We start from the raw sequence: 13,867 nt of genomic DNA on the forward strand, positions 1-13,867 counted from the left end.
CTTCACCCAACGGGAACGATCGCGGCACTGCTCTTGTAGAGAACATAGAGCGCGACGATGACGATAACACCGGCAAAGATGCGGTTGAGCAGGTTTCGACGGGCCGCAAGGCGCGTGGCCAGCAGCATGCCACCGAGCCCGCCGAAAACGCCGCCCAGGACAAACTCTGCAGCGATCTGCCAGTCGATGAGGCCCGAGGCAGCGTAGTTCAGGGCCGTTGCCAGTCCGAAGGTCCCGACGGCAAGCAGGGAAGACCCGATTGCGTTGATCATCGGCATGCCCGTCGCAAGCATCAGCGCAGGCACGATCAGGAACCCGCCGCCAATCCCGAAGAAACCCGAGGCCGCGCCCGCCACCAGTGCGATGCCCGCTGTCTTCAGACATGTCAGGCGATCTGCCCTCGGAGCACCCGAAAGGACAGCCGCCCTCGGACGCAGCATCATGACAGCGACGCCCAGCATCAGCAGGCCGAACAGAAACAGCAATCGCTCGCCGTCGAAGGCTTTGCCGAGACTGGAGCCGATCAGCGCGCCAACGGTGCCTGTCGCTGCGAAGACGATGGCACAACGCCACCATACATGCCCCTTGCGCGCATGGCCGATCAGATTGGCATAGGCATTGATCGACACAGCCAGGGCACCGGTCCCGATCGCCACATGCGGTTGGCCAACGCCGACAACATAGAGGAGAAGCGGCGTCGCCAGAATAGACCCGCCACCACCGATCAGGCCCAGCGAGAAGCCGACGAGCCCGCCCGAACCGATCGCCGCCAGGCTCTGGGGGATGATGTCGATCATTCCCACGCGGCTCCAGACAAGGCATCGAGCGGGATCTTGATGTAGCGCCGGCCGTTCGTTTCCGGCTCCGGCAGGCGCCCACCCCGGATATTGACCTGCAATGCATGCAGGATCAGCTTCGGCATCGGCAGAGTCTTGTCCCGCGCGTCGCGCAACGCAACGAAAGCGGCCTCGTCCTTGCCGGCGACGTGCGGATTGTCGCGCTGCTGTTCGGCAACCGAGCTCTCCCACATGGGTGCCCGCCCGCCCGGCTGGTAGTCGTGACCGGTAAACAGCCGGGTGTCTTCAGGCAGGGAGAGAATCTCCTGAATCGACGCCCAGAGCCGCCTCGAACTGCCGCCGGGAAAGTCGGCCCGGGCAGTGCCGCTATCGGGCATGAACAATGTGTCATGGATGAACGCCGCATCCCCGATGACATAGGTGATCGAGGCCAGCGTGTGGCCGGGGGAAAAGAGCACGCGACCGGACAACTCGCCCACGTAAAACGTATCCCCTGCGGAAAACAGACGATCCCACTGTGCCCCGTCCGCCGGGAAATCGGGCCAGTTGTAGATCTCCTTCCAGAGCTCCTGCACCTCGATCACATGTTGACCGATCGCCGTCGGCGCCCCCGTTCGCCCCTTGAGATACTGAGCTGCGGACAGATGGTCCGCATGCGGATGCGTGTCGAGAATCCACTCAACGGTGAGCTCCTTCTCGGCAATATGGGCCAAGATCGCATCGGCACTGTGTGTATCCGTGGTACCGGCCTTCTCGTCGTAATCAAGCACTGGATCGATGATCGCACATTTGCCCGTTGCCGGATCACTGACCACATACTGGATGCTGAAGGTCCGTGGATCATAGAAACCCTTAACCTCTGGCTTTGCGGTCATGTCTGTATCCTTCTTCTGCCATTCAAACTGAACCGGCGCTTCGACAGCCGACGGGATCTCTGCCATGCCGGCGCTCCAATGCCGATTGCAACGCCGCCGCCCCTCCCGGGCATGGCTCGCCACAAAACATATGTTAATACATATATATTTAACGACGAAGATTGAAAGGGCAAGGGCCGCGAAATGCTGTGATCGCATTGCTCGGAAACCATGATGTGATCGCGGGACGACGCCCTGAGCGCTCGCGCGCACGATCTCCACCTCGCGAACATGGTTGTGGATCAGGCATGACCGGCTCGGCCAGCCCGGAAAGGGTCAGAGGACCAGGAGACTCGCCCCTGCAGCCTCGATCGCCTGGGCGATCTCGGCGGGTGGCGGCTTGTCGGTCGCCAGTTCGGTGATCGCATCGAAACCGCCGACGCGCACCAGCCCCTCTCGCCCGAACTTGCTGTGATCGGTCACCACCAGCGACCGCTTGCCCCGCGTCAGCACCATCCGGGCAAACTCTGCCTCGTCCAGATCGTAGTCCATGATACCGGCGGAATTCACCGCCCCCGTGGAGACGATGGCATGGATGACGGAAAACCGGTTGACGAAATCGATCGCCGTCGTGCCGAAGGCTGCGCCATTGTCGCTGCGCAATTCTCCTCCCGCCATGTACACCTTGTTGCCATTCACCGTTGCCAGTGTGCGGGCAATGTCGGAGGAATTGGTCACCACCGTCAGGCGCCGGTGCTCCAGCAGGGCCCGCGCGAGGAAGCTCGTTGTGGTGCCGGTGTCCATCATGATGGAATCTCCATCACGGATCGTGGCGGCGACCATGGCGGCGATCATCCGCTTCGCATCGCTGTTCTCACGCATGCGCTTCTCGAAGGGCGCCTCCCCGATCGTCGTGGTCAGGCTCACCGCGCCATGCATCTTCACAACACTGCCACTACGCGCCAGCGGCTTGATGTCCCGACGAATGGTTTCGAGGGAAACGTTCAGTTTTCGCGCCAGTTCCGAAAGCGCGACCGTTCCGTCGTGCTGCAGCAATCGCAAGATGTCCCCGTGTCTCTTCGAAGGTGGCACGCCGTTTCTCCTGTCCGTTGCGGCTCCTCTTGATAGCCAAGCCGATCGCATGCAGCAACCAGACACCACAAAATCGGTCACAAAATCACAAAAAACCACAAAACGACATTGACAAGGTCGAGCTCATGACCTGAGATTGCGGCATCGCACGCTCGTCTACAGATACAAAAGTACGGGGAACGACGACCGCGCGACTTGCCAGTTTCGATGATTTTCAACGGGCTCTACTGGGAGAACTCGAATGCTCCACCTTGACCGCATGCCACGGCTCCTCGCCGGGACACTGATGATGGCTGCCACCCTGGCCATACCGGCCGCAGCACAGGAATCCGCAGACCCGATCAAGCTCACGCTGCACGACTGGACGGGCCAGTTGATCACCACACAGATCATGGGCGAGGTCCTGAAGAAGGCAGGATACTCGATCGAATATGTGCAGGCCGACTATCTCGCACAGTTCGCCGGTCTGGAATCGGGCGATCTCCACGTCGCGATGGAGATCTGGGCCACCACTGGCCAGGAGGCGCTGGAGACGGCGGTCGCGACCGGCAAGGTCGAGAATCTTGGCGAGACCGGCATGCAGGCCAAGGAAGAATGGTGGTTTCCCGAATACATGAAGGAAAAATGCCCCGGCCTGCCGAACTGGGAAGCCCTCAAGGAGCCGGCTTGCGCGGAGGCGTTCTCCACCGCCGAAACGGCTCCCAAGGGTCGCTACCTTGGCGGCCCGGTCACCTGGGGCGGCTTCGATGAAGAGCGGGTGGAAGCGCTGGACCTGCCTTTTGAGGTTGTCCACGCGGGAACGGACGCCGCCCTGTTCGCAGAACTGGAGAGCGCCTACCAACGCCAGGCACCGATCATGCTCTGGATCTACGCACCGCATTGGGCGCCGGCGAAATACAAGGGCGAATGGGTCGAATTCCCGACCTACACCGCAGAATGTTACAAGGATCCCAGCTGGGGATCGAACCCCGACCTCGCCTATGACTGCGGCAAGCCCTTCGGCCCGATCTGGAAGGCTGGCTGGGCTGGCGTGAAGGACAAGTGGCCGGGCGCCTACAAGAGCATCAAGGCCTTCAACGTCAACAACGACGAGATGGGCGCAATGATCACCGAGGTCGACGTCGACGGCAAGAAGCTCGAAGACGTGGTCGCTGCCTGGATGGGCGCCAACGAGGCCCGCTGGTCCGAGTGGATCAAGAAATAGTCGCCTTGCAGCTTAGCGGCCGCTCGCTCCTCTCCTCTGTGGCAAGCGGCCGCCCTTTCGTCTGACATGAACGTGCCGGCGGTTTCGCCGGTCCCGTCTCGAACCCTCGACGGAATACTGATGTCATCGCAACCCAAACTCGTCTGCCGCGACGTCTGGAAAATCTTCGGTGCAGGAGCGCACGAAGCGCTTCAGACGTCCAACGGCACACTGACCGCGCGAGCCCTGCATGATGCCGGTCTCGTCGGCGCGGTCAGGGGCGTGGATCTCAAGGTCATGCCCGGGGAGATCTTCGTCATCATGGGTCTCTCGGGCTCTGGCAAGTCGACTCTTGTCCGTTGCCTCTCTCGCCTGATCGAACCGACCTCGGGCGAGATCCTCTTCAACGGCGAGAACCTGCTGACGGCGACCGATGCCCGTATGATCGAGATCCGCCGCCACCAGATGGGCATGGTCTTCCAGCATTTCGCCCTTCTGCCGCACCTGACGGTGCTCGCCAATGTCGCCTTCCCCCTGGAGATCCAAGGCGTAGAGCGCCACACTCGCGAGACCCGGGCACTCCAGATGATCGAACTCGTGGGCCTCTTCGGCAAGGAGCGGTTCTATCCACGACAGCTTTCGGGAGGCCAGCAGCAACGCGTCGGCATCGCCCGTTCGCTCGCCGTCGAGCCCGAACTCTGGTTCCTCGACGAGCCGTTTTCGGCCCTTGATCCATTGATCCGGCGGGAAATGCAGGACGAGTTTCTCCGGCTTCAGTCGTCCTTGAAGAAAACGATCGTCTTCATCACCCATGATTTCGACGAAGCGATCCGCCTCGCGGACCGGATCGCCATCATGAAGGACGGCGAGATCGTCCAGGCTGGCACGCCGGAAGAGCTGGTCCTGCATCCGGCAACGGACTATGTGGCCGAATTCACCCGCAACGTGCCCCGCGCCAAGGCGATCAGGGCCCACACGATCATGCGCCCGGCAGACGGCCTCGTACCCGCCGCAAGGGTGGGCGGCAGAACCACGGTGGCCGAGATGGCGCCGATGTTTGCTTCTGCCACCAGCCTGATTGGCGTCACCGGCGTGGACGGCCATCTGCTCGGCGTCGTCCATCGCGACGATGTCGCCACGCTGATGATGCAGGGCTAGACGTGCCATGAGCCTGTTTCAGCCAGCGACGGAAATCGAAACACCCGGACGGCAGCGCGCCATGCCCCGCCTGCCCGACCTGCTGCTGCTTCTGGCAACGGCTGTCTGCCTCCTTGCCTGGTGGCAGGGACCGGCGATCGGCAAATGGGCTTTCGATTATCCGCGCGCCTGGCAGATCCCGGCTGCCCGCCATATCGGGGAATGGACGAAGTGGCTGGTCAATGATGCGAGTTTCGGCCTCTTCAACTTTACCGATTTGACCCGTTTCATCGCGGATCTGATCGACATTCCCTATCGATTGGCACTCAGTCTCCTCTCCACCGGCTTCCTGTCCGGCCAGGGATCGGCTGCGACTCAGCTTGTTCCGCCGATCTCCTTCTTTGCCGTCATCGCGCTTGCGGGCCTCGCAGGCCTGCACGCCGGCGGCCTTCGGTTGGCAGTTCTCGTCGCGGCCTGTTTTGGCTTTATCGCCATCTTCGGCCAATGGACCAGCGCCATGGTGACGCTGGCTTCGATCCTCGTTGCCGTTCCGATCGGCGTGGTACTCGGTCTTCTTCTCGGCCTAGCCGGCTACCGATGGCCATGGGTCGAACGCGCCCTGACTCCGCTGCTCGACCTGATGCAGACGATTCCCATCTTCGCCTATCTGGTGCCGATCCTGTTCTTTTTCGGCTTCGGCCCGACAGCGGCCATCGTCGGCACGGTGATCTATGCGCTGCCACCGATGGTCCGCATCACCATTCATGGCCTGCGGGCGGTTCCCTCCGAGTTGCGCGATCTCGGCCATATGGTCGGCTGCTCGCACAGCCAGATGACCTGGAAGGTCATGATCCCCTCCGCGGCGGATGCGTTGATGGTCGGCGTCAACCAGGTGATCATGCTGTCTCTCAACATGGTGATCATCGCCTCGATGATCGGCGCTGGCGGCCTCGGCTTCGACGTGCTCGCAGCCCTGCGCCGGCTGGATATAGGCGCCGGCCTCGAAGCGGGTTTCGCCATCGTGGCACTGGCAATCGCACTCGACCGTTTGAGCCAGGCCTTCGCCCGGAAGGCGGGACAGCCTGTCGAAACCACTCGCGAGACAGGGTGGCTGCGGTCGCCCTATCTGGCCGGTAGTCTCGGCCTGCTTGCCGCCGGCCTTGCAACGAGCCTGCTCTTTCCGCCACTCGCGCGCTATCCCGAGCAGCTTGTGCTGTCGACAGGTGTCTTCTGGAACGATGTCGTGCAGTGGATCAACATCAACTTCTTCGACACGATCGAAGCGACAAGGACGGCACTGCTCCTCAACCTGCTGGTGCCGGTGAAGCGCTTCCTCGGCGAACTGCCCTGGATTGGTGTCGTCGCACTCCTGGCTGCAACGGGCTACAGGCTCGGGGGACTGAGACTGGCCGTCACGGTCGGTGGCCTGTCCCTTCTCGTCGCCGCGACAGGGCAGTGGGAAAAGGCGATGGTCACGGTCTATCTCTGCGGCATCGCCGTGGTGATCGCCAGCATCATCGGCATTCCGCTGGGCATTCTTGCGGCCGAACGCGAACGCCTGTGGCGCGGTTTGCAGGTGGTGATCGACACTCTGCAGACCCTGCCCTCCTTTGTCTACCTGATGCCGGCGGTGATGCTGTTTCGCGTCGGAGATTTCACCGCACTGATCGCCATCGTCGCCTACGCGGTCGCTCCCGCAATCCGCTACACCGTTCTTGGCCTGCAGCGCGTGGATCCACAGGTGTTGGAGGCCGCCCGTTCGATGGGCTGCACACCGGTCCAGATCCTGATCAAGGTCAAACTCAGGCTCGCCCTGCCCGAACTCCTGCTGGGGCTGAACCAGACGATCATGTTCGCCCTCTCGATGCTGGTGATCACCGCACTGGTCGGCACCCGGGACCTCGGGCAGGAGGTCTATATCGCCCTGACCAAGGCAGACACGGGAAGAGGTCTTGTCGCGGGCCTCGCCGTCGCCTTCATCGCCATCATCGCGGACCGCCTGATCTCAGCTGGCGCCGCTCGCCTGAAGGAGCAGACGAGATGAGTTTGCTGCCTGAAACATCGACCGAGGATCGCATCGCCGCCCTGCCCTGCTGGAACGGCCAGATAGAGATTGCGCCGCTGAAGGGCGGTCTGAGCAACGAAAGCTATCTGGTCAGAGACTCAGAGGGCGGCCACGTCGTCCGCTTCGGAAAGGACTACCCCTTCCACCATGTATCGCGCGAGCGGGAACTGATGACCGCAAGGGCCGCCTTCGAGGCAGGCTTTGCCCCCCGGATCGAATATGCCGAACCCGGCATCATGGTCTCCGCCTTCCTGACAGCAACGACGCTGACTGCCACGGACGTTGCGGACCAACGGTGCCGGGTGGCGCAGCTTCTCGGCCGTTTCCATCGGGAGATGGCAGGCCATGTCTCCGGCCCAGGCTTCATATTCTGGCCCTTTCACGTCATTCGTGACTATGCGCGAACCCTCGAAGCGGGCGCCAGCCGGATGACCGGCGAGATCCCGACCTACCTGGCACTGGCAGCGGAACTTGAAGCCGCGCAGTCTGCTCTTCCCATCATTTTTGCCCACAACGACCTGCTTCCATCAAACATTCTCGATGATGGCCAGCGTCTGTGGCTGATCGATTTCGAATATGCAGGGTTCTCCACCGCGATGTTCGATCTCGCTGGAGCAACCTCCAATGCCGCGCTGACGCCCGATCAATCCGACGACTTTCTCGTCGCCTATTTCGGCGCAGAGCCTTCGCCGCAGATCCGTCGCTCGCTGGCATCCATGCAATGCGCATCGCTTCTGAGGGAAGCCATGTGGAGCATGGTGTCGGAACTCTACCTCGACGCGCCGGGTGCCGACTATGTCGGCTACACGCAGGAAAACCTCACGCGCCTTCAAGAAGCGCTGGATCACTACCACACAGTCTACGGGAAACACGCGCCATGACCCTGCCCTCCCACGCCCAGATCGTCGTCATCGGCGGCGGCATCATCGGCTGTTCGACAGCCTATCATCTGGCCAGGGACCACAAGGCCGATGTCCTGCTGATCGAACAGGGCGCGCTCACATCCGGATCGACCTGGCATGCCGCCGGTCTGGTCGGCCAGCTGCGGTCCTCCGCCTCCATCACCCGCGTGCTGAAATATTCGGTCGAGCTCTACAAGGGTCTTGAGGCGGAGACCGGGCTTGCGACCGGCTGGAAGATGACCGGCTGCCTGCGTCTCGCCACCAACCAGGATCGCTGGACCGAATTCCGACGTCTGGCCACGACGGCCGGCAGCTTCGGCATGGAGATGCATCTCGTCTCCCCCGAGGAGGTCAAGAGGATGTGGCCGCTGATGAATGTCGATGATCTCGTCGGCGCGAGCTGGCTGCCGACCGATGGCCAGGCGAGTCCCTCCGACATCACCCAGTCGCTCGCCAGGGGCGCCCGCATGCATGGCGCAAAGATCGTCGAGAATGTCCGCGTGACAGGCTTCGAGATGAAGGACGGCCGCATCACTGCCGTCAAGACCAGCAAGGGTGATGTCAGCTGCGAAAAGGTCGTCAACTGTGCCGGGCAATGGGCGCGGCAGGTGGGCGACATGGCCGGCATCAACGTACCGCTGCAGGCGGTAAAGCATCAATACATCATCACCGAGAAGATCGACGGGCTCTCGACCGACGCCCCGACCATCCGCGACCCGGACCGGCGCACCTATTTCAAGGAGGAGGTCGGAGGTCTCGTAATGGGCGGCTACGAGCCTAACCCGCAGCCCTGGCTGACCGGCGACCTGCCAAACGACTGGGCCTTCCGCCTGTTCGATGATGACTTCGACCATTTCGAACAGCACATGATGCAGGCCATGGAGCGCGTTCCGGCCCTGGAGAAGGTCGGCGTCAAGCAGATGATCAACGGTCCGGAAAGCTTCACTCCAGACGGCAATTTCATCCTTGGTGTCGCCCCCGAGTGCAAGAACATGTTCGTCGGCGCAGGCTTCAACGCCTTCGGCATCGCGTCGGGCGGCGGGGCGGGCTGGGTGCTCGCCCAATGGGTCATCGACGGTGAGGCGCCGCTCGACCTCTGGGTCGTCGATATCAGACGCTTCGCCGGCATGCACCGGGATCGCCAATGGGTCTGCGACCGCACGCTGGAAGCCTATGGCAAGCACTACACGATCGCCTTCCCGCACGAGGAATATGAAAGCGGACGACCGCGTCTGGTCTCTCCCCTCTACGAACGCTTGAAGGCATCCGGCGCCGTATTCGGCTCAAAACTCGGCTGGGAGCGACCGAACTGGTTCGCCCCTTCGGGCACGGAGCCGAAGGATATCTATTCCATGGGGCGACAGAACTGGTTTGCGGGCGTGGGAACCGAACACAACCATGTTCGCCAGGCAGTTGGCATCTTCGATCAGTCTTCCTTCTCGAAATACGAACTGACCGGTCCGGATGCGCTGAAGGCGCTGGACTGGATCTGCGCCAACGATGTCACCAGACCCGTCGGCCGCCTGACCTACTCCCAGCTCCTCAACACCCGCGGCGGCATCGAGGCGGATCTCACCGTTGCACGCCTTGCCGACGAGACCTTCTACATCGTCACCGGAACAGGCTTCCGCACCCACGACTTCGGCTGGATTGCCGACCATATTCCAGACGGCCTCGACTGCAGGCTGACCGACATCACCGAGGATTGGGGCACGCTGTCGCTGATGGGCCCGAAGGCACGAGATGTACTTGCTGCCGTAACCTCGGCGGACGTCTCCAACAGTGCCTTCCCCTTCGGCCATGTCAGGGAAATCCCGATCGCCAACACCACCGTCCGGGCACTGCGGGTCACCTATGTCGGCGAACTCGGCTGGGAGCTGCATATCCCGATCGCCGCACTCGGCGAGGTCTACGACGCACTCATGGCAGCCGGGAGACCGCACGACATTCGGCCGATCGGCTATAGGGCACTGGAATCCCTGCGCCTGGAAAAGGGCTATCGCGCCTGGAGCTCGGACATCACGCCGAACGACACGCCATTCGAGGCCGGCCTCGGCTGGGCGGTAAAGCTGAAGAAGAACACGGACTTCCTAGGTCGACAGGCACTGGAAGCCACCGTCGGCCAGCCGCTGAAGAAGCGCCTCATGGGTTTCACCGTCGATGATCCGAACATCGTGCTGGCCGGTCGCGAGACGATCCTCAGAAACGGGGAGCCGGTCGGCTATCTCACCAGCGGCGGCTATGGCTACACGCTCGGCAAGAACATCGGCTACGGCTATGTCCGCAACCCGGACGGGGTGAGCGATGACTATCTCTCAAGCGGCAGCTACGAACTCGTCGTCGCGGCAGAGAAAACACCGGCAACCATCCACTTCGGGCCGATGGTCGACCCGGCCATGGACAAGATCAAGGCCTGAGGTTTCCAGATGTCATTCCGCGCTGATCGTCATGTCCACATTCTCATCATCGGCGGCGGCGCCATCGGCACCTCCGTCGCCTACCACCTCGCCCGCGATGGAGCGAAGGACGTCCTATTGGTCGAGAAAGCCATGCTCACCCACGGCTGTACCTGGCACGCGGCCGGCCTCGTCGGCCAGTTGCGCGGAAAGCGCAACCTGACCCGGCTGATGCAGAACTCCGTGGCCGTCTTCGACCGGCTGGAGGAGGAAACGGGGCAGCATATTGCCTGGAAGAAGGTCGGCTCACTCCGGCTTGCAGGCAGCCCCGAGCGCTGGAGCGAGATCCGCCGCTCGATGACCCAGGCGAAGAGTTTTGGTGTCGAATGCCACTCCCTGTCCGCCGAGGAAGCCGCGAGCCGTTTCCCTTACATCGTCAAGGACGGCATTGAGGGTGCGGCCTACATCCCTGGTGACGGCTACATCGACCCCTATTCGCTAACCATGGCCTATGCCAGGGGCGCGCGCATGAACGGAGTGAAAATCGAAGAGGGCGTCACCGTCGAGGAGATCGCCATCGAGAACCGGCGCGCCGTCGGCGTGGTGACCAACGGAGGCAACATCTCCTGCGATATCCTCGTCAACTGCGCTGGCCTCTGGGCAAAGCGAGTGGGAGAGATGGCCGGCGTGCCGCTGGCAGCAGGTGTTGTCGAGCATCAGTATTTCCTCACCGAAAAGAAGCTGACCCTCCCGCCGGATCTCACCACGCTGCGCGACCCGGACAACAATTTCTACCTGAAGCCGGATACCGGCTCCTTTGCCATCGGTGGCTGGGAAGACGGAACGAAAGGCTGCTGGCGTGGCAAGCCACCGCTCGATTTTGGCCGGGAGCTGTTCGAGCCCAACTGGGACAGGCTTGAACTCTTTGCGCTTCCAACAGCTACCCGCATCCCCGCTCTGAACGAGATCGGCATCCAGACCGTGATCAACGGCCCGATCCCGGTGTCCTTCGACGGCGAGCCGATCATGGGGCTTGCCCCGGAACTCGACAACTTCTACGTCGCCTGCGGCTTTACCGCCGGCATCGCGGCCTCTGGCGGCGCGGGCCTCGCACTCTCGAACCTTATCCTCCACGGCGATGCCGGCATGGATCTCTGGCCCTTCGATGTCAGGCGCTTCGGAGCTGTCCACGCCCAGGGCCGCTATCTGGAACAGCGCGCCATCGAGGCGTATGGCGCCTATTACAAGGTGCACTGGCCAGGCGAGGAGGCGCAGGCTCTGCGCGGACTGCGCCGTTCTCCCCTGCATGACAGGCTCGCGAGGAACGGCGCCGTATTCGGTTCAAAATTCGGCTGGGAGCGGCCCAACTGGTTTGCGATAGAGGGTTCACCGGCGAAGGACATCCCCTCCTTCGAGGGAAAACCGAACTGGTTCGATGCCGTCGGGGAAGAAGTGAAGGCGATCCGCCAGCGAGCCGCACTGATTGACCAGTCCTCGTTCTCCAAATTCGAGATCACCGGCCCGGGTGCCCTGCAGGCCCTTCAGGTGATTGCTGCCAACGATCTGTCCGGACCACCGGGAAAGGCGGTCTACACCCAGCTGTGCAACACGCGCGGCGGCATCGAGGCCGATGTCACGATAATCCATGTCGACGACGAGCGGCTCTATCTGGTCACCGGCTCCGGCTTCGGTATCCGCGATGGCAACTGGGTGTCCCGCCATCTGCCAAAGGGTATCGTTCTGCGCGACGTCACCAACCGCTTCGCCACGCTCAACATCTGCGGCCCTTCTGCACGGGACGTTCTGCAGAGTGTGACGGACGACGACCTGTCCAATACGGCCTTGCCCTTCCTGTCGGCAAAGACGATCGAGCTCGGCGGCGCCACGGTTCTCGCCGTCCGCATCGGCTATGTCGGCGAACTGGGCTACGAGCTTTATGTCGATCAGGAATACGCCGCCCATGTCTATGACACCCTGAAGGAGGCAGGAGCGCCCTACGGCATTGCCGATGCCGGCTACCGGGCGATCGATGCTGCACGCATGGAGAAAGGCTATCTCTACTGGTCGGGCGATATCACGCCCGACTACAACCCGTACGAGGCAGGGCTTGGGTTCTGCGTAGCCCTGAATAAGGGGGATTTCTTCGGTCGCGACGCCCTTTCCGCAATCAAGACCGCAGGCGTCAAGCGTCGGCTCGTTTCCTACACGGTGGAGGGCTTCGCCCCGTTCCACGGCGGCGAGGCTGTTCTGTTCGACGGGAGGGTTGTCGGCTCTACCGCAAGCACCGGCTATGGCTACACCCTTGGGAAAACCATTGCCTTTGGCTATCTGCCGACGGAACTGGCCGGTGAGGAGAATTTCGAAATCGAGGCCTTCGGCAGGGCCTACAAGGCCCATCGGGGACCACGCACCCTCTACGATCCCGGCATGGCGAGGTTGAAGGTATGAGTGACGAAGTAGACACCGCTCTGGCGCGGCAAACCATCAATCACATACCGTTCCTCTCGGCCTATGACGGCCCGATCGAGCGGCTGGGCGGGCTGACCAATCTGGTTTTCCGGCTCGGCGAGTTTTGCCTTCGCATCCCCGGAAAGGGCACCGAGGAATACATCGACCGGTCCAACGAAATGGTAGCGACCCGGGCCGTGGCCGAGGCCGGTGTCGGACCTGAGGTACTGTACACAGCCCCCTCGACCGGCGTCTTCGTCTCGCGCTTCATCGACGGTGCGGCGACGATGTCACCGGTACGCTTCGCCGAAAGCCCGGGCGCAGCCGCCCGCGCCGGAAAGGCGTTCCGCCGGCTGCACGAAAGTGGCGCGGTCTTTCCAGCCCGCTTCGAACTCTTTGCCATGATCGACAGCTATCTGGCTGTTCTGGCGACAAAGGATGTCGCGCTGCCGACCGGCTATCATGACGTGCTCCGGGACGCCGAAAGCGTGCGAGCCGCCCTCTCGGCGCATCCCCTGCCGTCGGTCGCCTGCCATTGTGACCCCCTGTGCGAGAACTTTCTCGACACTGGCGAAAGGATGTGGATCGTCGACTGGGAATATTCCGGCATGAACGACCCGATGTGGGACCTCGCCGACTTGTCGGTCGAGGCAGCCTTTGACCCGGATCGCGAGGAAGAAATGGTCCACGCCTATTTCGAGGCAGAACCCGGCCAGGCAGAACGGGGCAGGATCATGATCTACAAGGCGATGTGCGACCTCCTCTGGACCCTCTGGGGCCTGATCCAGCTGGCGAACGAAAACCCGGCCGACGATTTCCGCACTTATGCCGAAACGCGCTTTGCGCGGTGCCGGACTTTGATGGGCACGGAGGAGTTTACCCGGGCAGTGCATGCTGTCGCCAACGGTTCTGGACATGCTCCGGCCTGAGCGCATGCCATTCTGCGACGGTCACGCGCCATCGGGGAAGCGGCAATTGTGGCGCCCTCTGCAT

Annotated in this window: 9 protein-coding genes and 1 pseudogene; 7 read left to right on the top strand and 3 right to left on the bottom strand. The window is 62.4% G+C overall.

Annotated elements, in window-relative coordinates; translation table 11 throughout:
* Positions 1–2: 2 nt before the first annotated feature.
* The 3 genes and pseudogenes from J2045_RS19040 to J2045_RS19050 all read right to left on the bottom strand — a co-directional run bounded on the left by J2045_RS19040 (position 3) and on the right by J2045_RS19050 (position 2,743).
* Entirely contained in the window at positions 3–797 is a 795-nt protein-coding gene (locus J2045_RS19040) for a sulfite exporter TauE/SafE family protein (RefSeq protein WP_307375819.1), read from the bottom strand.
* Positions 794–1,663 (bottom strand): annotated as a pseudogene (locus J2045_RS19045) (MBL fold metallo-hydrolase); the annotation flags it as partial. The pseudogene J2045_RS19045 and the gene J2045_RS19040, both read right to left, overlap by 4 nt.
* A 324-nt stretch (positions 1,664–1,987) precedes the next feature.
* Positions 1,988–2,743: a DeoR/GlpR family DNA-binding transcription regulator gene (locus tag J2045_RS19050; RefSeq protein ID WP_307375821.1), complete on the bottom strand. Its 756-nt coding sequence runs from the start codon at positions 2,741–2,743 to the stop codon at positions 1,988–1,990.
* 241 nt (positions 2,744–2,984) lie between these two features.
* Between J2045_RS19050 and J2045_RS19055 the strand changes: the two genes are divergently transcribed.
* From J2045_RS19055 to J2045_RS19085, 7 genes are all read left to right on the top strand, one after another.
* A complete protein-coding gene (locus J2045_RS19055) occupies positions 2,985–3,947 on the top strand; it encodes an ABC transporter substrate-binding protein (protein ID WP_370873176.1) in 963 nt (320 codons plus the stop codon).
* A gap of 120 nt (positions 3,948–4,067) precedes the next feature.
* On the top strand, positions 4,068–5,084 hold the full coding sequence (locus J2045_RS19060; RefSeq protein WP_307375822.1) for a quaternary amine ABC transporter ATP-binding protein: 1,017 nt from the start codon (positions 4,068–4,070) through the stop codon (positions 5,082–5,084).
* Positions 5,085–5,091: 7 nt separating this feature from the next.
* Positions 5,092–7,107: an ABC transporter permease gene (locus J2045_RS19065; protein WP_307375824.1), complete on the top strand. Its 2,016-nt coding sequence runs from the start codon at positions 5,092–5,094 to the stop codon at positions 7,105–7,107.
* Positions 7,104–8,009: a choline/ethanolamine kinase family protein gene (locus J2045_RS19070; protein ID WP_307375827.1), complete on the top strand. Its 906-nt coding sequence runs from the start codon at positions 7,104–7,106 to the stop codon at positions 8,007–8,009. The genes J2045_RS19065 and J2045_RS19070 overlap by 4 nt, the downstream gene beginning before the upstream one ends.
* Positions 8,006–10,447: a GcvT family protein gene (locus tag J2045_RS19075; protein WP_307375829.1), complete on the top strand. Its 2,442-nt coding sequence runs from the start codon at positions 8,006–8,008 to the stop codon at positions 10,445–10,447. Before J2045_RS19070 ends, J2045_RS19075 begins: the two co-directional genes overlap by 4 nt.
* A 9-nt stretch (positions 10,448–10,456) precedes the next feature.
* Positions 10,457–12,874 (top strand): GcvT family protein, encoded by a 2,418-nt coding sequence (locus J2045_RS19080; protein WP_307375830.1) that lies wholly within the window; start codon positions 10,457–10,459, stop codon positions 12,872–12,874.
* The gene (locus tag J2045_RS19085) at positions 12,871–13,803 is read left to right on the top strand and encodes a choline kinase family protein (RefSeq protein ID WP_307375832.1); all 933 of its coding nucleotides are present in this window, start codon (positions 12,871–12,873) and stop codon (positions 13,801–13,803) included. Before J2045_RS19080 ends, J2045_RS19085 begins: the two co-directional genes overlap by 4 nt.
* The last annotated feature ends 64 nt before the right edge of the window (positions 13,804–13,867 follow it).

Origin of the sequence: Peteryoungia aggregata LMG 23059, from assembly GCF_030814435.1 — a bacterium.
GTDB classification, from domain to species: domain Bacteria; phylum Pseudomonadota; class Alphaproteobacteria; order Rhizobiales; family Rhizobiaceae; genus Allorhizobium; species Allorhizobium aggregatum.

Bases quoted from the DNA above. Each gene is read 5' to 3' on its own strand.
- J2045_RS19075 (WP_307375829.1), top strand. From the start codon at position 8,006: ATGACCCTGCCCTCCCACGCCCAGATCGTCGTCATCGGCGGCGGCATC.
- J2045_RS19080 (WP_307375830.1), top strand. From the start codon at position 10,457: ATGTCATTCCGCGCTGATCGTCATGTCCACATTCTCATCATCGGCGGC.
- J2045_RS19040 (WP_307375819.1), bottom strand. From the start codon at position 797: ATGATCGACATCATCCCCCAGAGCCTGGCGGCGATCGGTTCGGGCGGG.
- J2045_RS19070 (WP_307375827.1), top strand. From the start codon at position 7,104: ATGAGTTTGCTGCCTGAAACATCGACCGAGGATCGCATCGCCGCCCTG.
- J2045_RS19060 (WP_307375822.1), top strand. From the start codon at position 4,068: ATGTCATCGCAACCCAAACTCGTCTGCCGCGACGTCTGGAAAATCTTC.
- J2045_RS19065 (WP_307375824.1), top strand. From the start codon at position 5,092: ATGAGCCTGTTTCAGCCAGCGACGGAAATCGAAACACCCGGACGGCAG.
- J2045_RS19085 (WP_307375832.1), top strand. From the start codon at position 12,871: ATGAGTGACGAAGTAGACACCGCTCTGGCGCGGCAAACCATCAATCAC.
- J2045_RS19055 (WP_370873176.1), top strand. From the start codon at position 2,985: ATGCTCCACCTTGACCGCATGCCACGGCTCCTCGCCGGGACACTGATG.